The 21,401-nt window shown below is 69.9% G+C and carries 21 protein-coding genes and 2 pseudogenes; 17 read left to right on the top strand and 6 right to left on the bottom strand.

The genetic code is table 11. The features are described 5' to 3' along the window. Positions 1 to 490: 490 nt before the first annotated feature. Positions 491 to 862 (bottom strand): serine hydrolase, encoded by a 372-nt coding sequence (locus AC07B0_RS38145; protein ID WP_469382424.1) that lies wholly within the window; start codon positions 860 to 862, stop codon positions 491 to 493. A gap of 203 nt (positions 863 to 1,065) precedes the next feature. After that, on the bottom strand, positions 1,066 to 1,488 hold the full coding sequence (locus AC07B0_RS38140) for a winged helix-turn-helix transcriptional regulator (RefSeq protein ID WP_467300746.1): 423 nt from the start codon (positions 1,486 to 1,488) through the stop codon (positions 1,066 to 1,068). Between the two features lie 87 nt (positions 1,489 to 1,575). On the opposite strand from AC07B0_RS38140, the gene AC07B0_RS38135 reads away from it, so the two are divergent. The 4 genes from AC07B0_RS38135 (at position 1,576) to AC07B0_RS38120 (ending at position 6,511) form a co-directional block, all read left to right on the top strand. Further along, positions 1,576 to 2,391, top strand: a complete 816-nt coding sequence (locus tag AC07B0_RS38135) for an NAD(P)H-binding protein (RefSeq protein WP_469382423.1) — start codon at positions 1,576 to 1,578, stop codon at positions 2,389 to 2,391. A 791-nt stretch (positions 2,392 to 3,182) separates the two neighbouring features. Then, a complete protein-coding gene (locus AC07B0_RS38130; protein WP_478900300.1) occupies positions 3,183 to 4,871 on the top strand; it encodes an SWIM zinc finger family protein in 1,689 nt (562 codons plus the stop codon). A gap of 685 nt (positions 4,872 to 5,556) precedes the next feature. After that, on the top strand, positions 5,557 to 5,862 hold the full coding sequence (locus AC07B0_RS38125; protein ID WP_469382421.1) for a barstar family protein: 306 nt from the start codon (positions 5,557 to 5,559) through the stop codon (positions 5,860 to 5,862). Between the two features lie 196 nt (positions 5,863 to 6,058). Next, positions 6,059 to 6,511, top strand: coding sequence for an NUDIX hydrolase (locus tag AC07B0_RS38120; protein WP_469382420.1), 453 nt, complete (start codon positions 6,059 to 6,061; stop codon positions 6,509 to 6,511). A gap of 169 nt (positions 6,512 to 6,680) precedes the next feature. On the opposite strand, the gene AC07B0_RS38115 is transcribed toward AC07B0_RS38120, so the two are convergent. Further along, positions 6,681 to 7,118, bottom strand: a complete 438-nt coding sequence (locus AC07B0_RS38115; RefSeq protein WP_469382419.1) for an NUDIX hydrolase — start codon at positions 7,116 to 7,118, stop codon at positions 6,681 to 6,683. 447 nt (positions 7,119 to 7,565) lie between these two features. Between AC07B0_RS38115 and AC07B0_RS38110 the strand changes: the two are divergent. The 8 genes and pseudogenes from AC07B0_RS38110 to AC07B0_RS38075 form a co-directional block, all read left to right on the top strand. Further along, positions 7,566 to 7,923: pseudogene (locus AC07B0_RS38110) on the top strand (hypothetical protein); the annotation flags it as partial. Positions 7,924 to 7,989: 66 nt separating this feature from the next. Continuing rightward, entirely contained in the window at positions 7,990 to 8,463 is a 474-nt protein-coding gene (locus tag AC07B0_RS38105) for an NUDIX domain-containing protein (protein ID WP_469382446.1), read from the top strand. Continuing rightward, on the top strand, positions 8,460 to 9,758 hold the full coding sequence (locus AC07B0_RS38100) for an MFS transporter (RefSeq protein WP_469382418.1): 1,299 nt from the start codon (positions 8,460 to 8,462) through the stop codon (positions 9,756 to 9,758). The genes AC07B0_RS38105 and AC07B0_RS38100 overlap by 4 nt, the downstream gene beginning before the upstream one ends. Continuing rightward, a complete protein-coding gene (locus tag AC07B0_RS38095; protein WP_469382417.1) occupies positions 9,755 to 10,336 on the top strand; it encodes a class I SAM-dependent methyltransferase in 582 nt (193 codons plus the stop codon). The genes AC07B0_RS38100 and AC07B0_RS38095 overlap by 4 nt, the downstream gene beginning before the upstream one ends. 53 nt (positions 10,337 to 10,389) lie before the next feature. Beyond that, positions 10,390 to 11,544 carry a bifunctional class I SAM-dependent methyltransferase/NUDIX hydrolase gene (locus AC07B0_RS38090; RefSeq protein ID WP_469382416.1) on the top strand — a complete coding sequence of 385 codons (1,155 nt, stop codon included), beginning with the start codon at positions 10,390 to 10,392 and terminating at the stop codon, positions 11,542 to 11,544. A 203-nt stretch (positions 11,545 to 11,747) separates the two neighbouring features. Further along, positions 11,748 to 12,341, top strand: a complete 594-nt coding sequence (locus AC07B0_RS38085) for an NUDIX domain-containing protein (protein ID WP_469382415.1) — start codon at positions 11,748 to 11,750, stop codon at positions 12,339 to 12,341. A gap of 50 nt (positions 12,342 to 12,391) precedes the next feature. Then, positions 12,392 to 13,138, top strand: a pseudogene (locus tag AC07B0_RS38080) (PIG-L deacetylase family protein); the annotation flags it as partial. 1,061 nt (positions 13,139 to 14,199) lie between these two features. Beyond that, positions 14,200 to 15,012, top strand: a complete 813-nt coding sequence (locus AC07B0_RS38075; protein ID WP_469382414.1) for a class I SAM-dependent methyltransferase — start codon at positions 14,200 to 14,202, stop codon at positions 15,010 to 15,012. Here AC07B0_RS38075 and AC07B0_RS38070 read toward each other — a convergent pair. Then, on the bottom strand, positions 14,999 to 15,190 hold the full coding sequence (locus AC07B0_RS38070; protein ID WP_469382413.1) for a hypothetical protein: 192 nt from the start codon (positions 15,188 to 15,190) through the stop codon (positions 14,999 to 15,001). The two genes, AC07B0_RS38075 and AC07B0_RS38070, sit on opposite strands and share 14 nt — an antisense overlap. A gap of 1,077 nt (positions 15,191 to 16,267) precedes the next feature. Here AC07B0_RS38070 and AC07B0_RS38065 point away from each other — a divergent pair. The 4 genes from AC07B0_RS38065 (at position 16,268) to AC07B0_RS38050 (ending at position 19,052) form a co-directional block, all read left to right on the top strand. Beyond that, entirely contained in the window at positions 16,268 to 17,011 is a 744-nt protein-coding gene (locus tag AC07B0_RS38065) for a DUF1775 domain-containing protein (RefSeq protein WP_469382412.1), read from the top strand. Positions 17,012 to 17,320: 309 nt separating this feature from the next. Beyond that, the gene (locus AC07B0_RS38060) at positions 17,321 to 17,656 is read left to right on the top strand and encodes an ArsR/SmtB family transcription factor (protein WP_356878351.1); all 336 of its coding nucleotides are present in this window, start codon (positions 17,321 to 17,323) and stop codon (positions 17,654 to 17,656) included. Next, positions 17,656 to 18,423 (top strand): cation diffusion facilitator family transporter, encoded by a 768-nt coding sequence (locus tag AC07B0_RS38055; RefSeq protein WP_469382411.1) that lies wholly within the window; start codon positions 17,656 to 17,658, stop codon positions 18,421 to 18,423. Before AC07B0_RS38060 ends, AC07B0_RS38055 begins: the two co-directional genes overlap by 1 nt. Next, on the top strand, positions 18,420 to 19,052 hold the full coding sequence (locus AC07B0_RS38050) for a methyltransferase family protein (RefSeq protein ID WP_469382410.1): 633 nt from the start codon (positions 18,420 to 18,422) through the stop codon (positions 19,050 to 19,052). The genes AC07B0_RS38055 and AC07B0_RS38050 overlap by 4 nt, the downstream gene beginning before the upstream one ends. Here the strand turns inward: AC07B0_RS38050 and AC07B0_RS38045 are convergent. Then, positions 18,983 to 19,465: an alpha/beta fold hydrolase gene (locus tag AC07B0_RS38045; protein WP_469382409.1), complete on the bottom strand. Its 483-nt coding sequence runs from the start codon at positions 19,463 to 19,465 to the stop codon at positions 18,983 to 18,985. The genes AC07B0_RS38050 and AC07B0_RS38045 overlap by 70 nt on opposite strands. A 38-nt stretch (positions 19,466 to 19,503) precedes the next feature. Between AC07B0_RS38045 and AC07B0_RS38040 the strand changes: the two genes are divergently transcribed. Further along, entirely contained in the window at positions 19,504 to 20,451 is a 948-nt protein-coding gene (locus AC07B0_RS38040) for a cation diffusion facilitator family transporter (RefSeq protein ID WP_469382408.1), read from the top strand. 479 nt (positions 20,452 to 20,930) lie between these two features. On the opposite strand, the gene AC07B0_RS38035 is transcribed toward AC07B0_RS38040, so the two are convergent. Continuing rightward, positions 20,931 to 21,392: a DUF3093 domain-containing protein gene (locus AC07B0_RS38035; protein WP_469382407.1), complete on the bottom strand. Its 462-nt coding sequence runs from the start codon at positions 21,390 to 21,392 to the stop codon at positions 20,931 to 20,933. Positions 21,393 to 21,401 lie beyond the last annotated feature (9 nt).

Here is a 21,401-nt window from a genome sequence, read left to right as displayed (position 1 = left end):
TCGATTGGCGTTCCGCAGGCCAAGCAGAAGGCGTGGAAGGTGCGGGAGCCAGTGCTGTCGATTCCTCGGCGGTCGCAGCCCGGGCGGGTGCCGAGGAAGTCTGACACGGCCGAACTCTGCCGGGCCTCTCACGGCGTCACGAGTCCTGCAGTCACGCAGCTCTGCGGGTCGTCGCTCAGGGAGTCGGGCCTCGCCGACACGGCGCATCAGTACAGGTCGTACAACAGCTCGGGCATCGCGTTGCGTGCGTCGAGTGCCGCGGTGGCCCGTGGTCCGGCTGGGTGGCTGCCGGTCCCGCTCGGGGAGCGAGTACAGGTTCCAGGGCGCGAGGTGGCACATCTGGCCGGCCCGTCGCCTTCGGCTCGGAGGGCCTGGAGGTGGGCGGAGAGCCCTCGTCCCGAGCGGGGGCCACGCTGCCGCCGTCGCGGCCTCCCGAACGCGCGTCTCGTTGCGCACGCCCCATGCATCGGTGAGTCGCCGACGTGTGGTTTCAGCATCCGGAAGTAGGCGTGGTGGTCCTCGACGGTGAAGTCGATTCCGCCGCCGCCGGATTGGAAGGCCGGGAGCTTGCTGTGATGTCGCCCTTTGGCCGGGTCCTGCAACGTGAACTCCCCAGTCTGCGGATCGGGGGCGTACAGGGGCGGCAGCCGGTCGGTCTTGTCAGCGGGCACGTGGAGCCGATGTCCTGCATGCCCAGCAGGTCGAAAATGCGCTGGCGCAGGAACGCATCGAAGGTCTGGCCGGTCACCCGGGCGACGTGCACGCCCAGCACGTCGTCACTGACGTTGTACAGCCGCCGTTCTCCGGGCCGGTACATCGGCGGAAGCACGCCCAGGCGGCGCATCCACGCGTCCGGCTCCACAGCCGGCAGCATCCATCCGCTGCCCCGTGGCCCGGTTGCTCATGTGTGCGCTTCGGGTTCCGCCGCCCCGGTGCGCGAGGGATAGAGCGCGCGCGACATCATCCGGCCGACCTCCGCCAGTTGTCCCGGCAAGACGACACTGCGCTGAAGGAAACGGCCCGGCACAGCTGTTGCGGGTCAGCTGGTTGTTGACGCTCCAAGCGTCATCGGATCTCGTTCTCGGGGTGCTGGTTGTCGTAGGCCTGGCGGGCACGGGCGATGCTGTCTCGGTGCTCCAATGACCAGTCCGCAAGCGCCTTGACGAGGTGGGTGAGGCTCGCTCCGGTCTCCGTGAGTCGGTAGTCGACCTGAGCAGGCACGGTGGGATACACGGTCCGAAGGACCAGCCCGTCTCGCTCAAGGCGTCGCACCGTCAGTGTCAGCATCCGCTGGGAGATCCCATCGATGGCGCGCTGGAGTTGCCGAAAGCGCCGCGGTCCGTTGGCGAGTTCGACGATGACGAGGACCGACCACTTGTCCCCGACCCGGTCGAGGACGTCCCGGATCCCGCAGTCAGGGTGCTCCGGCTGCCCGCACGGCTCGAGCTCGGCGGCTCCAGCGGTTACACCGGTGTGCGTCACTGACACGAAACTGCCTCCTTGTGAGCCGACCTCGGCCGGTTGAAGATCTCACCGTAGTTACTGAACAGAACCACGGTAGGAGACAGAACCAAAATGATCATGGTGACCGGCGCCAACGGACAGCTCGCCTCCCTCACACTTCAAGAGCTGGCCAAGCGCGATGCGCCCGCAGTGGGCGGGAGTCGATCGCCCGTCGACGGACAGCGCCGCCTCGACTTCGATGACCTCGCAACCCTCGACCTCACTGGAGTTTCCACGCTGGTCCTGGTATCGGCGGGGTATGCCGAAGACGACCAGGTCGTTGCCCGCCACCGGGCCGTTCTTGACGCTGCGAGCCGTGACGGAGTCTCCCACGTGGTCTACACCAGCCTGACCGGGTCAGGTGATCACCTCGGGTTCGCACTCGCCCACCGGGCCACCGAGCAGATGGTCAAGGCCAGCGGACTCGTGTGGACGATCATGCGCAACGGGCTCTACGCGGAGCTGTTCGGCGCGCTGCTGACCTGGACACCCGACGGCCTGGAATCAGCGTTCGACAAAGGTGCACTCTCCGCGGTGGCGCGCGCCGACCTGGCCGCAGCCGCGGCCATCGTGGCCGGCAACCCGACCGCGCACGCGGGGAAGACCTATGACCTGGTCGGTGAACCGATCAACGCCATCGGGGTCGCCGAACGCCTCGGCGTCACTCACCGGGCGATCGGACTCGGCGAGTACCGCAAGCGGCTCCTCACCGATGGCACCCTGTCACCGTTCCAGCCGCCGATGCTCGCCTCGATCGCGAGCAGTGTCCGCCACGGGTTCCTCAGCAACACCAACCCCGACCTCGTACTGCTGCTCGACCGACCGCTCACCGACCCGCTCACTGTCGCCGCGGAAACGGCACTCGCGATGCACCCCGGCACACGCTGACGCGGACGGTTCATCGCAGAGCGCCGCTGTCCCCCGAAGGCCGCCGAGGGCTCGGCCTACTGGATCGCCCCTCAGCTCCTCACCGCCAGCCGACTGCAACCGATGTCGACGTCGTCGCCCGGACCGCAGGTCCCCGACTCCGAGCGAGTCGGAAGGGTCTTGCTCACCGACTGCGGCATCTCGCTCCAACACGAGAGCGGCGAAACACCTCTCACCGCGGCTTCCGGAATCGTAGGGACGCCCGGCTATCTCGCGCCGGAACGCGCGCGTCGCAGAACCGACGACCGAATCAGACCTGTCTCGCTCGCCGCCACGCTCTATCACGCCGTCGAGGGGTACGGCCCCTGCGACCGAGTGCTTACGTCGCCACGCTGACCGCTCTGCTCACCGAGGAGCCCCCGCCTCCCCGCCGTGCCGTCGACCTGGAACCTGTGCTGCTGAAGTCCCTCCCGACCGCAGCGGCGGTGCTCGTCGCCGGTTCAGGATCGTGGGCAGTAGTGGCAGCTCTCAGCGACTCTGACAAGCCCGCTCCGGACTCCCCACCGGATAGACAATCGTTCATCCCCATCTGCCACTCGCTAGTCAAGACTGCCGGGTCAGATACGGACCAGATCCGACCTCGCCGTCGATCAGGCGCTCTTCCCCGACCTCACGGGAGTTCTCCGCTGACATCGGCTGACCCGGGACCCGGCCGGGCATCACCAACGGGCTGGGTACAGCACGAGTCCCTTTGGAGAGGAGCTTGTCCGATGCGGTGAAGGGCAGGGCAGCCATCCGGTTGAATGAATTCCGTGACACATGCTCTGGGTTTCACGGAGGAAGACCTGCGCCGGCTGGCAGGTGCACGTTCGTTCGAGCGCGGGCTCGGTTACCTGTCCGCGCTGTCCCGGCTGGAGATCGGGGAGCAGGCGATCACCGCGACCGTGGACGGCACCGACGCCTACGAGGTCGAACTGACCGAGGACGGGGACGGTGGCCTCACCGGGTGGTGCGACTGCCCGTACGGGCAGGAGGGCAACTTCTGCAAACACTGCGTGGCAGTGGGCTTGGCCGTCCTCGGCCAGGCCGAGTCCGTACCTCAGCGGCGCTCGGCCGCTGCCTCGCGTACCAGGCTGCTGGAGACCTGGCTGGAGTCCCGTGATCGCGAGGAACTACTCGCCCTGGTGAGGGAACAGCTCGCCGACGACCGTGACCTGCGCCACCGCCTCGAGCTTCGTGCGGCCACCGCCGGGGAAGACATAGGCGTCGTCCGGGAGCGCATCCTGAGCCTCCTCGACACCCGGCCCTTCGCCCGCTACGGCTACGTCGAGTACGCCGACGCCGGTGCCTATGGCCTACAGGCCGCTGAGGCGGTCACCGCCCTTCGGGCGCTGACCGCGCGAGGCCGAGCCGCGGACGCGGTGGAGGTGGCCCGAGAGGCCCTGCGGGCACTGGGCCGCACCTACGGGGAGATCGACGACTCAGACGGCCTGGTCGGGAAGGTCGCGACCGGGCTGGCCGAGGCCCATCTGGAAGCCTGCCGCGCTGCCCGGCCCGACCCGGTGGCGTGCGCCGAGTGGCTCGTGGGCCACCTGTTGGACGAAGTGAACGACGCCACGGACATCGATCTCTTCGACTATCGGGACGTGCTGGGTGAGCGGGGCCTGGCCCGGGCGCGCGATCTGGTGGTGGCCGCCTGGCGGGCCAACCCCAAGAGGTGGGCGGAGAAGTCGCTCATGGAGCGGCTCCTGAAGGCGGATGGTGGCAGCGTGGACATGCTGGTCGCGGTCCATGCGACGGACCTCGCCCCGAACGGACACACCCACCTGGTCATCGCCCGGGAACTGGAGACGGCGGGCCGCACGGCCGAGGCTCTGGAGTGGGCCGAACGCGGCCTGCGGGAGGCCGGGTCCGACTGTGTGCCGGACGACGAGCTGATCGCCTTCGTCTGCGAACGGTACTCGCGGGCCGACCGCCTGGCCGACGCCGTCACGGTCCGGCGGAACATGCTGCGGGTCCACCCGTCACTGGCCACCTACAGCCATCTGCGTACGGCGGCCCGGACGGCCGGCGCCTGGGAGGGCGCCGAGCGCACCGACGCCCTCAAGGTACTCAAGGCTGTCCCCCAGCCCAAGACCGGCCACGGGTACAGCGGCTCGGTACTGGTCGACGCGCTCATCGACGACGCCGACCTCGACGCCGCCTGGCAGGCCGCCGAAGACGGGTACGCGGACCAGCGGCAGTGGCTCGCCCTCGCCGACCGGATCCGCGACCAGCGACCGGCCGACGCGCTGACCGTCTACCTGCGCTGGATCGACCCGCTGCGTACGCGGACCGGCGACACCACGTACGAACGCATGGCGAAACTGCTGCTCAGCGTCCGCGCCTGCCACCACTCGCTGGGCACGGAGGCCGAGTTCGCCGACTACCTGGCCACCCTGCGCGCCGACCAGAAACGCAAACGGAAGCTGATGGCGACCCTTGACCTGTACGGGCTCTGAGCGGCCGGCGGCACGCGGTCGTTCGGCCCGGGGCGACCTCGCGCAGGACGGGTGTCTCCGTACGAATCGGGCGTCGGCGAGGGGCAGCGGGTACGGGAACGGCAGTCGGAGGGCGGGGCCCGTGGGAAATTCGGGTCGGCGGGGAGCAGGCCGGTGTCGCCGAGGGGCGGCGGGGTGATCCTCCACCCGGACGACGTGGACGCCTGGGTGCAGGCGATCGAGTCCACCGACCGGCCCCGCCTTGGTGCCGAGGCACTCACACGCGCGGTGCCGCTGGTCCGTCCGTCAGTGCCTAGCCGAGCTGGCCGCCGCGGGACTGATTCCCCGCGGCTTTCCTGCAGGAACTGGGCGTCTCCCTCTCGGCCCGCAGAAGCCAGAGAGGGTGGGTCTCTCCCATTTCGCTCACGCGGTGGGAGGGACCCGCTTTCGATATCTCCAACATGGGATGCGGCTATGACGGTACGTCCGGAGTCAGCTACCTGCTCCAGCCACCCCTCCGGCCGCAAGGGCTACCCGCACCCGGACGAGGCCATCACCGCCGTCCCCTCACCCCGCACCTCGCGTCGTGGTGGGCGCCACCCCGACAGCGCGAAACGCACGACGCCACCGACGGATCAGGAGACGCGCCAGGGCCTGTCTCTTGGTAGCTCTGACATCTCGGAAGAGGGCCGACTACTCTGCTGTGATGGCCAAGAGGATTAAGTCGGAACTGGTGGTTGACCTGCGAGGTAGGCCGATCGAGACACTCGACGATTTCTGGGACGCCGTGGCTGAGCCTTGCGAACTGCCGGACTGGTTCGGTCGGAACACGGAAGCCTGGCGGGACGCCATCCAGACGCGGGGCATCTCCGAAGTCGTCGATAGCCATGACGTCCTGGTCGTACACGTGGACAAACGAGGGGTCTTCGCTACCCGGACCCGCGAGGCCCGAGCTCTGCGAAGCGCCTTCTCGGGTAAGCAATCCCGCCTGGTCGTGCACGAGCTGCTCTGATCACCGCGTCGAGCGGGACCAGATCAGGATCGCTGCCGCACCGAACCACCATGCAGGGTCTCCCTCCCCCAGCCACTGTTCCAGCTTCCCCCGGACACCGACCCGATCACGGGTCGACCACAGGACAAGCAGGCGCTGGTCCTCCACCAGGCCCGGGCTCGTGGACCATTTCCTGTACCAAGTGGAGGTTGCCGCTGTGCCCGAGAAGGCCACGAAGGAGAAGGTCCTCGTCTACGTCGTCCGTGACGGACGCCTGCTGGTGTTCCGCCACACCGACTACTCCTATGAAGAGGTCGGCATCCAGGTGCCCGCCGGCAGCATCCGCCCCGGTGAGACCCCGGAAGCCGCTGCCCTGCGCGAGGCCCGCGAGGAGACCGGACTGTCGGAGTTCAAGATCGTCCGCAAGCTCGGCGAGACCGAGTACGACATCAGCCCGTACCGGTTCGAGATCCAGCACCGGCACGTCTTCCACCTGGAGCTGACCGAGCCGACACCGGAGCGCTGGATGAGCCAGGAGGACCACGACGGCAAGCAGGCGCCAATCTGTTTCGAGTGTTTCTGGATCCCGCTGGAGGCCGCGCACATTCTCCAGGCCGGCCAAGGCGCGCTGCTGGGGCGTCTGTCCGACCACGGTCCGGAACCCCACTGACACAGCCTTCTGCGTGTTGAGATCCCTTGGCCGACACCCGCAGTCTGGCCCGTGCCAACACACTGGGTCCGTCCCGACGCGAGCAGCTCACAACGACCAGCAGCCGCACGCCGTCGGGACCGATGCACTTCGGCGTTGGTCCCGACGGCAAGTTCACAATGCCGGGCGGCTACTTCGCAGCCTCTGCCTGACCAATGCCGGCGCCAATGGCACCCCGGAGGACGTCAGCGATCTCCTCGGGCTTGAGGTCGATTCCGTCGACCCCCTCGACGGTGAGCGGGATTTCCTCCAGCGCGTATGCGCCGCGGCCCTCGGCACTGAACTCGGGCCCGGAGCGGTCCTCGAAGGACCAGGTGGCGATGCGGGCGAGGTAGAAGAGCTGACGCTCGTCCTCGGACTCCATCGTGTGAAGGAGTCGGACGATGTCGGCCTTCCCCGCAATCTCCTCGTGGATCTCCCGATGAAGGGCGGCCTCCCGCGACTCGTCGCTGGGTTCGACGCCGCCGCCAGGGAGCACCCAGTAGTCGGGGATGTCGGGCTTCGTGCGGCGGATGACCAGCATCGTGTCGTCAGCAGTGACGAGGACGGCGCGGACTCGTTCCTTCATTTCGGTCTGTCTCCTTGCTTGTTGGCGTCTCAGTACAGCAGCCAGCCGCCGTCGACGTGATCGGATTACCCAGTGATGAACGACGCGGAGGAGCCCACGAGGAACGCCACCAGGGCCGCGACATCTTCGAGCCGACCCCAGGAGGGAACGTACTGGCGCTTGATCTGGTCCTCCGGGCGCGCGAGGGGCTGGGCGGGGATGGCGTTCTCGGCCTCGACCCCGACATGCGCCGGGGAGCCCGTTGTCTTGCGGCACTTGAGACCCTCGGCGATTCGGCCAACCCCCTTTCGTGGCTTGGCGGTTATGGGGGGCGGGTCGGTGTAGCGCCCACGATCCGACAGGCCCGTCATTCCAGGATTTCATGGCCGACCGAAACACATGTGTTCGAAGAATCGGCGGCTGTCGTTGAGCTTCCGACAGCAGCCGAACGGCGATCCAGGGGGCCCGATGACCACATCCGGACTGCATGGCAAACCGGCCGACACACCGCCTCCACCGCCGCCGGCGGAGAGCACCTACAGCGGGCAGTACTCCGTCCATCCGCTCGCCGAGGTCTCCGTCCGAAAGATGTGCGCCACGCTCCCTTCCGTCCTGGCCCGGATCGGCCGCCTGTCGTGGCGGACCGACCGGCAGGCCGTCCGGCTCCTGATCGGGTGCCAAATCATCACGGGCGTATCCGCCGCGGTGCTGCTGGAGGCGGCCGAAATGGGGGGTGGTCCGCACCCACGTGATGGTCACCGACGCCCAGCGCTTCATGTCCTCGCTGATCCGCCCGGTCACCACCGGCGGCGTCCTGTCCCTGCTACGGAGACGGGCTCGTCACGGCGCGGGGCCGGTGGACCCTGGACCGCCTCATGAGGGAGGACCGCCCGTGAACGTCGTACACCGCAGCATCGGCAACGTCATGGTTCTGCTCCAGCGCCCCGGCGACGGCCGGGTCCTGACCGTGCGGCACCGGGAGACGTCGTGGCACTCCCCCGGGATGCTGACCGTGGTCGGGGGACTCCTGGAGGAAGGCGAGTTCCTCGACGAGGGTGCGGCGCGGGAGCTCGCCGAGGAAGTCGGCGTCCACCTCGCCCCGGACCGGCTGCGGTTTTGCCAGCTGCCCCACTTCCACGCGGCGGACGGCGAGCGGGTGATCGGCGCCGTCTTCACGGTGCGGGAGTGGGAGGGCACCCCGTACAACCGCGAGCCGCAGACGCACAACGAGCTCGTGTGGGTCGATCCTGCTGCGCCACCGCCCGACTGCCATCCGTTCACACGTGAGGTCCTGACCCATTTCGCCACCGGCCGGCTCTACGCGAACGTGATCGCCCCGGAGATGCGCGGAGGTGAGGCCGGGTGACGACCTCCACCCAGCCGGCCAAGGTCCGCAAGCCCGTCTCCCCGGATCTGCGGCGCCTCGTCGGCAGCGAGTGCGCGAGCCTGTCGGGCTCGGCGGTCAGCACCGTCGCCCTCCCCACCCTGGCCGTGCTCGACCTCGATGCCTCCACCACCCAGATCGCGCTGCTCGCCTTCCTCGGCCAGCTCCCGAACGCCATCGTGGCGCTCCCGGCCGGCGCGTTCTCGGACCGGCACGCCAAGCGCCCCATGATGATCGCCGCGGACCTCACCGCTGCCGCAGTCCTCGTGACCATTCCGGCCGCAGCCTTCGCCGGCGTGCTCGGCATCGGCCAGCTCTACGCGGTCGCCGTCGTCCTCGGCATCGCCAAGATCGTGCACAGTTCGGCGTCCATCAGCTATCTGCCGGTCCTCGTCGAGGCCGACCTGCTGCAGCACGCGAACTCGCGTCTGGGCGCGGCCTCGTCGGTGGCCGACAGCGCCGGCAACACCGTGGGCGCCGCACTGGTCGGCGCCGTCGGCGCCGCCCGCTCGGTCCTCGCCGACGTCCTGTCCTACCTCGTCTCCGCATTCCTCGTCTGGCGCATCCGCACCCCCGAGCCGGCCGCCGCACCGCGTCGCGAGGGCCGCGGCAGCCTCGCGCGGGACATCAGTGAGGGCCTGCGCTACGTCGCCGGGCAGCCCACCATCCGTACGGTGATCGCCGCCCTGTCCACGCTCAGTTTCGGCCTCGCGGTCATGAACACGTACTGGGCGTACTACCTGCTGACCGGACTGCGCATGTCCCCGACCGCGTTCGGCGTGATGATGGGGGTGGGCGGGGCCGGCAGCCTGGCCGGGGCGCTCCTCGCCCCGCGCATCGCCTCCCGTATCGGCATCGGACCGACGATCATCATCGGCTTCGCTGTCAGCCCGCTGGCCCAAATCCCCCTCCTGCTCGCCGGACCCGGCCTCACCTGGCAGATCGCCCTCGCAGCGGCGCTGGCCGCCCAGTTGTTCTGGGCAACGGCCTCCGGTACGAGCCAGAGATCCCTGCGGCAGACCTTGTGCGAGCCACGCTTCCAGGGCCGCATGCAGGCCGCGAGCACCACGCTCACCGCCGGAGCCCGACCCGTCGCCGCCGCGGTCGCCGGCGCTCTGGTCCTCCTTCTGGGCGTACGCGGCACCCTCGCCGTCGGCGCGGTCCTCCAGACCGTACCCGTCGTCCTCCTGCTCCTCTCCCCCGTTCGCACGCTGCGGGAGATGCCTTCCCCGCTCGCGCGGACCGCCGTTCCGCCCTCTCGTGAAGGAGCATCGTGACTACGACGATCGTGAACGCCGGCTACTGGGAGGCCCTGTGGTCCGGGGGCCGGCGTTACCGGCACCTGGACGGTACCGAAGCGCGTGTGATGGACGAGCGCCTCGGCGCCGGCCGCGGGCGCCCGGCCCTCGACATCGGCTGCGGCGACGGCTCCCTGGCCCGCCACCTCCACCACGAGCTCGGATACCGCGCCACCGGCATCGACATCTCCCCCACCGCCGTAGACCTTGCCGCCTCCCATGCCACACCGTCCGGCTCGGGGCCGGCCTGGCAGTGCACCGATGTCACCGCCGGTGACCTCACGGCCCTACCGGACCCCGCGTACGCGGTCATCACCTGCCGTCTGGTCTACCGGTGGATGGACGACAAAGGGGCCTTCCTCAGCCGCGTCCGCCACCTCCTCGCACCCGGAGGGGTCTTCTGGGTGGTCACCGAGATCGCAGGCCGTCGCGAGGACACCGACCCCCTCCACAGCCTCGGTATCAGCCCCGCCGAGACCGAACTCCTCACCTCCGGCTGGTCCAGCGTCCAGACCGCCGACCTCGACGTGCTCCGCTGCTTCGCCCTATGCCCCTGAGCCCCGCAGCCCCTGAGCCCCTGCCCCGCTTTCTGAAGGAGGACTTGTCGACCATGGAGAAGGACACCGTCGCGCTCTGGAACACCTACGGGACACACCAACTGGCCCGTGGGATCGAGGTGCCCGAACTGGAGCAGTGGCACTGGGGCGTCGAGGGCGCCGGGCCCGGCGTCGAGGTCCTCGGCGAGGTAGCGGGACTGCGGGTCCTCGACCTCGGCAGCGGTCTCGGACGGCATGCCGCCCGCCTGGCCGCCGCGGGCGCCGACGTCACCGCCGTGGACGCCTCCCCCGCACAGCACGAGCGTGCTCTGGCCCGGTACCCGCAGACTCCTGGCCTGCGCCTGGTGTGCGCGGACGCCGTGGACCACCTGCGGGACGCTCATCCGTACGACCTGATCTACTCCGTCTGCTCGGTCCCGTACCTGGACCCGGCCCGGCTCCTGCCCGCCCTCACGAACGGTCTTCGGCCCGGCGGGCGCCTGCTCTTCTCCGCGCTGCACACGAACTCCGCCGGCGTCGGCCCCGCTACCGAGGTGGCTGCGCGGCCCGAGATCCTGCGGCTGCCCGGCACCACCGAGGACCATCCCGTGAACATGTGGACGCTGACTCCGCAGCTGTGGGAGGACCTCCTCGGCGAGCGCGGCCTCGTCGTGGAGTCGGTCACCGCGATCGACTCCCCTCAGCCGGACAGCACGGTCTCCTACCGGCTGTACTCGGCACGCCGCCCCAACCGGGTACCGAGCCGCCCCCGCGGCAGCGCTCCACCCGCACCGACGGCCGCCCTGGGCGTCGGCGTGATCGTCCACGGCCCGCAGGGCGTCCTGTTCGGGCTGCACCGCCGCGGAGCCTGGGAGCTCGCTGGCGGAACCGTGGAGCCAGGCGAAAGCCTTGCCGAGGCCGCTGTCCGTGAACTCCACGAGGAGGCCGGGATCGTGGCCGAACCCGATGCCGTGCAGGTGCTGGGCACACTCCTGGACCGGGTGGGCGACGTCGTCCGGATCACGGTCCCCGTCCTCGTCACCCGCTGGACCGGCACCCCCCGCCAGCGTGAGGAAGCCCTGGGGTCCTGGAGGTTCTGGCCCGCCGACGCGCTGCCCCAGCCGCTCTTCGTACCGAGCGCCCAGTGCCTGACGGCCTGGGATCCCGCCCTCCCCCTCGATCACCCGCCCGCCCACTTCCAGCCCTACCAACGGCCCGTCCAGCCTTAGCCCTACCGCGCCACGCGGGCGCGCGTGAGCCTTGGGCCTTCGGGACCGCAAGACCGCCCTCACCACCTTGGGAGTGCCATGCCCTCGTACACGTTCCACGCCATTTCGCCGCGCATCCAGCGTGCTTCGCCGGGCAGGCGGGTCGCCCGCCGAGCAGCCTTGGCCGTCCAGCCGGTGGAGCAGTCCCAGACGAAGGAGTCGGCATGATCGACGGCTGGACCACCGTCTCGTCGACCGTCCAGTACACGGGAGTCCGGGTGGTGGTGCGCCGGGACTCCGTACGGCGCACCGACCAGAGCATGGGGACGTACGAGTACACCGAATCCGCCGACGGGGTTCGCGTCGTGGCCCTTGACGACCGCGGCCGGATCGCCCTGGTCAAGGAGAACGTCTACGTCTGCGGACAACGGCTCCTGATGTGCCCCGGCGGCGGATGCCAGCCCGGCGAAGATCCCCTGTCGGCCGCACGACGAGAACTCGCCGAGGAAGCCGGGATCCGCGCCTCCGAGTTCGAGCTGCTGACGATGATGTGGCGGATGCCTGCCGGCGCGCGTACCCGCGAGCACCTGTACCTCGCCCGGGGCCTGAGCATCGGGGAGCACCACCGGGATCCGAGCGAGGCCGACATGGAGCTGCGCTGGATCACCTCGGACGAAGCGGTGGCGATGTGCGGCGACGGCCGGATCACCGAGGCCGGCACCCTCGCGGCGATCTTGCTGACCGCGCAGCGCACCACCGCCGGGTCCGCTGCCCCGCCCGCCGCAGCCACCGAGAAGGGCTCGGCACCTAACCCGTAGCCGCCAGCCACCCCGTCCCCGCACACCGACCCCTCTGTCTGGAGACACCCGTGACACAACCGAAGCCCTCCCTCCTCGCAGTCTTCGCACACCCCGACGACGAAGCGCTCCTCGCCGGCGGCGTCCTCGCACAGCACGCCGCCGCGGGCGCGGCGACCGCCGTGGTCACCGCCACGTGGGCTGCCGACACGCACCGGGCCGCCGAACTCGCCGACGCCCTCGCGATCCTGGGGGCCGGGAAACCCCGGATGCTCGGCTACGCCGACGCCCGCGTTCCCGAGTCCGCGCCGGGCCGGCCCCGCCTGTGTGAAGCACCCCTCGATGAGGTGGTCGGGCGGATCGTCGGCCACATCCGTGAGCTGCGGCCGGACATCGTGATCACCCACGACCAGTACGGCCAGCTGACCGGCCACCCCGACCATCTGCACACCCACCGCGTCACCCAGCTCGCCGTTCACGCCGCCGGTCTCCCCCACCTCTACCCCGAGGCAGGCGAACCCTGGACGCCAGGCGCCCTGTACCTGGCGACGCACCCGCAGTCGGGCGTCGGCGACCTCGGCCCGCTTCTCTCGCGCGTCGGCAAGACGGTCCGGAATGCCCCCGACGACCAGGTCACCGCGAGCGTCGACGTGGGGCCCGTGGCGGCGACGAAGTGGGAGGCCATCCTCGCGCACCGGAGTCAAGTCGAAGGCCAGCGTGCCCTGCCCGCTCTTCTTTCCGGCGCCCCGGTCGACGTCCGGCACCGGATCCTGGCCACCGAGTGGTACACCCGCCTGGACACCAGCCCTCTGGCCGGCCCCGTGCAGGGCTCCCTCACGCAGCAGCCGCCGTACCCGGCCGTGTGGGACACGATCGGCACGCTCGGCCAACTGTTCAACGGCCTGGACACCGAGCGCGGGATGACCCCGGAGCAGCAGTGGACGCTACAGGTCCTCAAACTCACCGAAGAGGTCGGCGAATCCGCGCAGGCGGTGGTCGGCGCCTGGGGGACGAACCCGCGAAAGACGCAAGGTTCCTGGCTGCATGTCCAGGAGGAAGTCGCGGACACCGCGATCACCAGCATGGTCACGCTGTACCGAATGCTCGGCGCCCAGGCACCCGGGTTCCTCGCCGAGGTACTCGCCCGGAAGTCCGCAAGGTTCACGGAGCCGCGATGCGGAGATTCATGAGGCCAGAGCGGCTGTGGGGTGGATCGTAGTTCTGGACGCAGATCCACCCCAGGTCCGCTCGCTCCGCAGCACCCGCGCGGGCTCGGACCCTTGCTACGGTCGTGCAGTTGGCGAGGAGGTTTGAGGGTCGGCTCCGTACCCGCTGCCGTGGACTTGCTCCACCAGTCCGTTGAGGGGGTACTGATCCGAGTGGAGCATGGCCTGAACCTCCGGCTGAACCGAGACACCGTAGTGCGTAAGCGACGTTCCGTCGGAGCCCGTACGGAGCGGAGGACCTGGGTATGTTTCCTGGCGGAGACGGCGTCGGGGGCGTTGGGCGCGGATCTGGTGAGGCGGTCCGCCCGGTCGACGTGCGAAGGGCTTCCGGCGGCTCCGCTGCCCAGGCTGCCGCCTTGCCCGCCACTGGGCCGGGCATGCGGCCGTGGCCTGAGCTGAAGGGTCCCCGTCTGACCCGCGCTCCCGGACAACCTGCTGTGCGGGGCGTCCGGATCGTGGCGACGGGCGCAGCTCGGCGCGCCCTGGCCTCCGCACCCTGCGCCCCCGGGGAGTACCACATCCCCACCGACGCCGAGCCGCGTTCGTGCGAGCGGGCAGGATCCGCCGTGTTGAGCCGCCGAAAATCGCAGTGATCACTTCGTCATGTCCCCTACCCTGCCGGAGACCACTCCCGACAGGATGAGGTCTCCCCGATGACGAGAACCCCCGCTGTACGCCCGGAGATCATCGACTTCTACACCCGCTCCGACGAAGCTGCACGACTGCACGCGACTGCCACGGGCACCCTGGAACTCGCACGCACTCGCGAGTTACTCCGCCGCCACCTCCCACCCGCCCCAGCCCGCGTACTCGATGTCGGTGGCGGCCCCGGAACCCACGCCCGCTGGCTCGCCGACGACGGCTACTCGGTGCACGTCGTGGACCCAGTACCCAAGCACATCAGCCAGGCCGGCGCCCTTGACGGCGTGACCGCCGAGCTGGGCGACGCCCGCGCCCTCACCGCCGCAGCCGATTCGTACGACGTGGTGCTGCTCCTCGGTCCGCTGTACCACCTCCACGACAAGGCCGACCGGTTCTTGGCGCTGGCCGAAGCGGCCCGCGTAGCACGGCCGGGAGGTGTCGTCGCTGCCGCCGCGATCTCCCGCTACTCCCCCCTGCTCGACTACATCGCCACCACCGGCATGACCGAGCCCGCCATCCAGGACGGAGTACGCGACACACTCGACCAGGGCCGCTACGCCGGACAGCGCGGTTTCACCGTCGCCTACTTCCAGACCTCGGACGAACTCTGCGAGGAAATCACCGAAGCGGGACTCGCCGACCCCACCCTGTATGGCGTTGAGGGACCCGGCTGGGTGGCGGTCAAGGCCATCGAGAAGTACACCGCCACCAACCTCTTGGACACGGCGATGTACGACGCTGCCCTCGCCGCAGCTCGGCTCGCAGAACCCCACACTGCGCTCACCGACGCCTCTGCGCACATCCTTGCCATCACCCGGCCCTGAACTCCCAAGTCAGCATGGGCAAACAGGAGGCGCCGACGGATGGACGCGTGACGCCGATCCGGATCCCGATCCCGAAGGTCTTGTCCCCGAGGCTGTAGTGCTCGGGTGCGACGACAGCGACGACGGTCGGCTTCCGGTTCTCGCTGGGCCACTCCGCCATCGTCTTCGCTCTCGGCATCCTGCTCTCCCTCGGCATCAAGGCTCTCGCCGGCCCATGCCACCGCGTAGCTCTGCCAGAAGTACTCGACCGCGCGCTCCAGATCGTGTTCGGACTGAAGCGTGAGTTCCCAGGCCGCCGGTGCCGTGGTGGCCGAGCCCCGTCACATCGCGTGCGAAGCCGGGGACGAGGTCGACCGTCGCCGGGTCAGCCTGCAGGTAGACCACCAGCTTGGCCTACTTCGACGGGACCGGGCACGCACAGTTCTCCATGCGCCGGTAGGCGGGGGGGGAGCCTGTCGGCGGAGATCGTCAATTCGGGAAAACTGCTCCGCAATTGACAGTTGGGGTCTGAGGTCAGCCGACCCGGGTGGATGATGGGCCGACATGGCCGAAGCCTCTGCCCAGATGCGTTCGTGTCCGCAGCCTGTGGGGTGGGGCGGACGGGGGCTGCGGGCTGCTGTCTTCACGCTGCTCAGCTCCGTTTTGGCGGTCGTCGGCCATCACCTGGCCTCGGAGGATCCGGTGTCCTGGCAGTGGCCGGCTGTTGCTACGGCGGTCGTTTTCGCTCTCTCGTGGCTCGCGGCCCGACCGGGCCGGCCCGGGTGGCACGTGGTCATGGCGACCGGGATGGCGCAACTGCTGCTGCACCGCGCCCTGTCGGTGCAGGCGGCGGGTGCGGGACACACGGAGGCGCACGGCAGTGTGCTGGAGATCGGACGCCGGGCACACCACAGCACGGGGACGATGACAGCAGCTCATTGCGTGGCCGCCTGCGTCATGGCTCTGCTCATGCACCGGGCGGACCGGACTCTGAGCCGCCTGCCGGAAACCGTGGGCAGATGGGTCCAGGCGGCTGTTGCGGCGGCCATCGCGACGTTCGGTCTCCGCAGTCGGCCAGGGGCACGGCCGCGCTTGCGGACCGTACCCGTTGCGCTCAGCGGCGTGGCCGTGCGGCCCATGGCGGCAACGATGCTTTGTCACGCGGTGGTGCGTCGAGGGCCTCCTGCCGGATGTGCAGGAGACGTTCCCCTGACCCTGGCGGGCTCTTCAGCTGCAGGTTGAGACCCGTCCCGCGTACCGAGAGGGCTCCTCCATCATGAACGGATCACACACTCGCCTCCAGCTCCGCAGGCTGGGCATCGCGACCGCCGGCGCCCTGGTGGTTGTCGGCGCGGCCGCCGGTCCTGCCGCCGCGCACGCAGAGGTCACCGCCTCCGACCCGCGCGCGCTCGCCGAGAACGTCACGCTGTCCTTCACCTCCGAGGCCGAGTCGGAGACCGCGGGGATTTCGGAGTTGCGGGTGGTCCTGCCGAAAGGTATCGCTCCGGACGCCGTGGCGGTGAAGGACGCTCCCAAGGAGTGGAAGCTGACCGCCACGCCGGACGGGTACACGATCGGCGGCCCGGCCCTGGCCGTCGGCACGGACGCCGAGTACAGCGTCACCGTGCGCCAGCTGCCGGACGAGAAGTCCCTGGCCTTCAAGACGCTGGAGACCTACAGCGACGGAAAGGTCTCCCGCTGGATCGAGGTGCCCACCAACGGCGAGAAGGTCGACAACCCCGCCCCCGTGCTCGAGTTGAAGGCCGCAGCCCCAGGGGCCAAACCGATCGTACCCAGCCCGTCACCGTCACCGTCACCAGCGACAGGTTCTTCCGCCCCCTCCGTTCAGCCCTCGGTGGAGGCCCCCACGGCTCCTGTCGCGGCAGCGAACACGCAGGCGACCAGCGACAAGGGTTCGGGCGGCAGCGCAGGGACCGTGATCGGCGTGCTCGCCGCCGTACTGCTGCTTGCTGCCGCCGGCACCTTCTGGTGGGTACGCCGCAACCGTAGCCAGGCCTGACGCGACCGGGCGGGGCCGGGACAGGGCGGATGCCGTGTCCCGACCCCGCCCGCGAGTCCACTCGAGGCCCTGATTCCTGTGTGGTGCGGGTGTCCTTCGTGCGGCGCGGCGTACCGGCGCACCGCCAGGGGCGGCATAGGACAGCGTCAGGCCGTGCGTGAGTGGAAGTGAGCACGGAGACGTCCTGGGCCACGGCGGCAGGTGCCGCCTTGGCGGGGAGGCCGAGCGGCGGGTGGGGAGGGACCGCTCGCCCACCCCGGTCGACAGTTCAGGATTCCCTGAATCCACGAAACGATGTACTGTCGAGGCGTGCTGAACATCGCCGAAGACATCGAGGTCTTGGCGCGCTTCGGGCGCGCGCTGGCCGATCCCATCCGCTGCCGTCTGCTCCTCGAAATCCGCGAGGCCCCGGCGCATCCTTCCGACCTCGCCGACAAGCTGGGCATCTCCCGCACCCGGCTGTCCAACCACCTCGCCTGCCTGCGCGACTGCGGCCTCGTCGTCGCCGTCCCCGAAGGCCGCCGCACCCGCTACGAGTTGGCCGACTCCCGCCTCGGCCATGCCCTGGACGACCTGCGCTCCGCGGTGGTCACGGTGGCCGCCGACCGGACCTGTGTCGAGGCGGACGAGAAGGGCTGCTGCTGATGGCGACCTTATCGCTCGGCCCCTCACCGGCTCAGGGCGATGCGCTGGCCCGGCGCGATGCGCTGGCCCGCCGCATACGTCTGCTCGTGGCCGTCACGATCACGTACAACGTGGTCGAGGCGGTCGTCGCCCTCACCGCGGGCACCATGGCCTCCTCCACCGCGTTGGTCGGCTTCGGTCTCGACTCGATCATCGAGGTGTCCTCCGCCGCGGCGGTCGCCTGGCAGTTCTCCGCCAAGGATCACGCGGTCCGGGAGGCCCGTGAGCACCGGGCGCTGAGGATCATCGCCGTCTCCTTCTTCGCGCTCGCCGCCTACGTCGCTGTCGACGCGGTGCGGGCTCTGACCGGCGCGGGCGAGGCTTCTTCCTCCCTGCCGGGCATCGTCCTGGCCGCCCTGTCGCTCGCGGTGATGCCGTTCCTGTCCGCCGCCCAGCGCAGCGCGGGGCGCGAGCTGGGCTCCGCGTCGGCCGTGGCCGACTCCAAGCAGACCCTGCTCTGCACCTACCTTTCCGCTGTCGTCCTCGCCGGCCTCGTCCTCAACGCCACTCTCGGCTGGACCTGGGCGGATCCGATCGCCGCCCTCGTCATCGCCGTCATCGCCGTCAAGGAAGGCCGCGACGCGTGGCAGGGCAAGAGCTGCTGCGCACCTACCCCGCCGGGAGCACTGTCCGCACCCTCCGCTGCGGAGGGCGGAGGGCGCGCTGCCGGGCCGATCAGCACGTGCTGCACCACCGATGCGAAGGTGAAGACGGAGGAGGAGCGGTGAACAACTGGGCATGGACCGCACTGGCGTTGTTCGCCCTCTGGGCGGTAACCGCGTTCGGCATTCGCGCCGCCGTGCAACGGCGCCGCACCGGTGACGCCGGCTTCCGGGGCATCTCGGGCCGGCCCGGATCCGCCTCGTGGTGGGCCGGCGTCCTCTTCGTCCTCGCGCTCCTGGGCGGTGCGGCGGCTCCCGCGGCCGCACTGGCCGGAATGCCCGCGCTGCCCGGCGCGGGCGACAGTACGGCCCTTCGCTGGACGGGGCTCGCCGTGGCCCTGGCGGGAATGGCCGCCACGCTGGTGGCGCAGAGCGGGATGGGCACCTCCTGGCGGGTCGGCGTGGACGCCACCGAGCGCACGGAACTCGTGACCTCCGGACTCTTCGCGTACGTACGCAACCCGGTCTTCACCGCCATGACCGTGACCGCCGCGGGACTGGCGCTGATGGTGCCGAATGCCCTGTCCGTCCTCGCGTGGCTCGTGCTCGTCCTCGCCATCGAGCTCCAGGTCCGTGTGGTGGAGGAGCCGTACCTGGCCGGGGTCCACGGCCGTGCCTACGTCAACTACACCGCGCGGGCGGGCCGGTTCGTGCCCGGCGTCGGCCGCCAGTACGCCGGCGCCGCCGGGGCCTGATCGAGTCCGGGCTCAGGAAGGCGTGAGGAAACCGAGGATGGCGGCCGTGGTCTCAGCAGGGGGTGAGGAGCATCTACAGCCGCGGGAAGCCGACCGGTCACCCCGATCAGCTCGGCTTCGGCGTCCAGCACCGCCTCCAGCACTGCCGTCACGGGCCCCGCGCCGGCCATCAGCACCATCGAACGCACGAGGTCGGGGCGCGTGCGGACCAGCAGTTCGGCCGTGAAGCTCCCCAGTGAATACCCGATCACCCCAGCATTCCGGGTGCCGAGTGCGTCCAGCAGGCCTGCGAGGTCACCGGCCATGTCGGCCATCGGGTACGGAGCGGGCGGGGCATCGAAGTCGGAAGGCCCTTGCCGGAACATCCCCGTGGCGTCCGCGGCTTCGGGCCCCACCAATGCCAGGCTGACCACGGGCTCAGCCGGCGCCACAGATCAGGAGGAACAGCATCATGGGACACGGCCACAGCCACGGCTCCTCGCCCGGGGACGACGGCGGTGACGGGCACTCTCACGGCCCGCGGATCGGCAGCGCCGGCGAGCGCCACCAGAAGCCGTTGGCCATCGCCTTCTCCATCACCGCGGCGTACGCCCTGGTGGAGGTCGTGGCCGGCGTCATCACCGGCTCCCTGGCCCTGATCAGCGACGCCGCCCACATGGGCACCGATGTCCTGGGCCTCGGTCTGGCCCTCGCCGCGATCCGTCTCGCGAAGCGCCCGGCGTCGGGCCAGCGCACGTACGGCACCTACAGACTCGAAGTCCTGGCCGCCATCATCAACGGCCTGCTGCTGTTCGGCGTGGCCTTCTATGTCCTCTACGAAGCCGTGCAACGCTTCCGCGACCCGTCCGAGGTCCCCGGCCTCCCCGTGCTGGTCGTCGCCGTCATCGGCCTCGTCATCAACCTCATCTCCTTCCGCCTGCTCACCGCCGGCGCCAAGGAGAGCCTCAACGTCAAGGGCGCCTACTTCGAAGTCCTCGCCGACATGCTCGGTTCCATCGGCGTGATCATCGGAGCCCTCGTCATCTGGACCACCGGCTTCGAGTACGCCGACCCGATCATCGGCGCCGCCATCGGCCTGTTCATCCTTCCGCGCACCTGGAAGCTGATGCGCCAGGCGCTGCGGATCATCATGGAAGTGGCGCCACCCGGCGTCGACGTCGAGGCGGCGGAACGCGACCTCGCCGCCATCCCGGGCGTCCAGCAGGTGCACGACCTGCACATCTGGACCATCACCAGCGGCATGGAAGCCGCATCGGCACACGTGATGATCAAGGACGGCGCCGACTGGCACGCCGTCCTCGACCAGAGCCGCGAGATCCTCGCCGAGCGGTACGGCGTCACGCACCCCACGATCCAGGTCGAGCCCGCCGACCACACGGAGGAGCCGGTCGGATTCTGACTGGGCCGTCGGGCAGCAAGCCGGTCAGGACCTGCCGTGCTGGCGCCCTTGGCCGGCACGGCAGGTCCTTCACGAACGAGCCGATCGGCGTCCCGCGGGTGTAGAGGACGTGCGCCTTGTCGTCGGTCGGCAGCAAGGCGAGGACCTTCGTGCCGTGGGACGAGGTGACCGTGCCGACGTGGTGGACGTTGCCACGTCGGCGGCCGGGGCTGACGTCATACCGCAGTCCCGCTCGCCTCCCATCGCACCACCGTCCTCGACGCCGACTGTGGTGGTCGGTGGCGAAACTGATGGCGCTGCGGCGGCCGTTGCGGGAGCAGGCCGGTGGCACACCGTGACGGCGAGCAGGCGTGCGGCAACACAGCACAACCAGCTCAGCAGCGCACGCCACCGCGACGCCCGAATGGGCGGCGGGAGCGTCGATGTGATCGTCATGGCGTGCAGCAGATCCTGGTGAGAGCGAGGCAACAGCGGTGGTTTCAGAGGGTCCTGTCTGCTTCCAGGGCTTCGGCCAGCGCCTGCGGGGTGCGGGTCGACAGGTAGACGTACGGTGTCGGGTCGCCCGGGTCGGTGTTCTCGATGCGGACCGCCCCGGTGATGTAGCTGCGCATCATCATGTGGGCCCGCATGTCCGCCTTGTACGTCCGCCAGGCCCGCGCCTCTTCGGCCTCCAGGACGTGAACCTCGCCCAGCGCACTGAGCGGAATCCGTGCGTCGTCGGCGACCAGCAGCCCGCTCGTGACACGGATGCGGCAGGAGCCCTGTGCGCTGACCCACATGCAGGCGATGAGGGTGCCGACGGCGAATCCGCCCAGGGCGGCGAGGCCTCCGTAGGGCATGACGATGAGTGCCATGGCGAAGCCGACAGCGACGGCGATCAGCCACCAGGTTCGTGGTGCGGTAAGCCGTTCGTCGTAGGAGAGCGGTGCGGGTGAGGTCATGGGGGCAGG

It is taken from the genome of Streptomyces sp. NPDC044704, assembly GCF_056433525.1.
This window is presented reverse-complemented; position numbering and strand designations above follow the sequence as displayed.

Coding starts and splice junctions, on each gene's coding strand:
- AC07B0_RS38135 (WP_469382423.1), top strand. CDS start 1,576: ATGATCATGGTGACCGGCGCCAACGGACAGCTCGCCTCCCTCACACTT.
- AC07B0_RS38125 (WP_469382421.1), top strand. CDS start 5,557: ATGGCCAAGAGGATTAAGTCGGAACTGGTGGTTGACCTGCGAGGTAGG.
- AC07B0_RS38115 (WP_469382419.1), bottom strand. CDS start 7,118: ATGAAGGAACGAGTCCGCGCCGTCCTCGTCACTGCTGACGACACGATG.
- AC07B0_RS38090 (WP_469382416.1), top strand. CDS start 10,390: ATGGAGAAGGACACCGTCGCGCTCTGGAACACCTACGGGACACACCAA.
- AC07B0_RS38085 (WP_469382415.1), top strand. CDS start 11,748: ATGATCGACGGCTGGACCACCGTCTCGTCGACCGTCCAGTACACGGGA.
- AC07B0_RS38075 (WP_469382414.1), top strand. CDS start 14,200: ATGACGAGAACCCCCGCTGTACGCCCGGAGATCATCGACTTCTACACC.
- AC07B0_RS38070 (WP_469382413.1), bottom strand. CDS start 15,190: ATGCCGAGAGCGAAGACGATGGCGGAGTGGCCCAGCGAGAACCGGAAG.
- AC07B0_RS38065 (WP_469382412.1), top strand. CDS start 16,268: ATGAACGGATCACACACTCGCCTCCAGCTCCGCAGGCTGGGCATCGCG.
- AC07B0_RS38055 (WP_469382411.1), top strand. CDS start 17,656: ATGGCGACCTTATCGCTCGGCCCCTCACCGGCTCAGGGCGATGCGCTG.
- AC07B0_RS38040 (WP_469382408.1), top strand. CDS start 19,504: ATGGGACACGGCCACAGCCACGGCTCCTCGCCCGGGGACGACGGCGGT.
- AC07B0_RS38035 (WP_469382407.1), bottom strand. CDS start 21,392: ATGACCTCACCCGCACCGCTCTCCTACGACGAACGGCTTACCGCACCA.